This is a genomic window from Pseudomonas sp. P5_B2, assembly GCF_056400445.1.
In genome coordinates, this window is the sequence record NZ_JBFULH010001343.1 from 1 (window position 1) to 688 (window position 688).

The 688-nt window shown below is 57.2% G+C and carries 1 pseudogene; it reads left to right on the top strand.

Features of this window, described 5'->3' with window-relative positions:
• A pseudogene (locus AC1DRJ_RS31115) lies at positions 1-688 on the top strand (threonine--tRNA ligase); the annotation flags it as partial.

Here is a 688-nt window from a genome sequence, read left to right on the forward strand (position 1 = left end):
GTCAAGCAGTTGTACCCGACCGCCAAAATGGTGATCGGGCCGGTCATTGACGAAGGCTTCTATTACGACATCGCCTTCGAGCGTCCTTTTACTCCGGACGACTTGGCCGCCATCGAACAGCGCATGCAGCAGCTGATCGAAAAAGATTATGACGTGATCAAGAAGGTCACTCCGCGCGCCGAAGTGATCGAAGTGTTCAAGGCCCGTGGCGAAGACTACAAACTGCGTCTGGTCGAGGACATGCCGAACGAGCAGGCCATGGGCCTGTACTATCACGAAGAATATGTCGACATGTGCCGCGGCCCGCACGTGCCGAACACGCGTYTCCTGAAGTCCTTCAAACTGACCAAGTTGTCCGGCGCCTACTGGCGTGGCGATGCCAAAAACGAGCAATTGCAGCGCGTTTACGGCACCGCATGGGCGGACAAGAAGCAGCTGGCGGCTTACATCCAGCGCATCGAAGAAGCTGAGAAGCGCGATCACCGCAAAATCGGCAAACGCCTGGGCCTTTTTCACACCCAGGAAGAGTCGCCGGGCATGGTGTTCTGGCACCCGAACGGCTGGACCCTGTACCAAGTACTCGAGCAGTACATGCGCAAAGTTCAGCGCGACAACGGTTACCTGGAGATCAAGACTCCACAAGTCGTTGACCGCAGCCTGTGGGAGAAATCCGGGCACTGGGCCAACT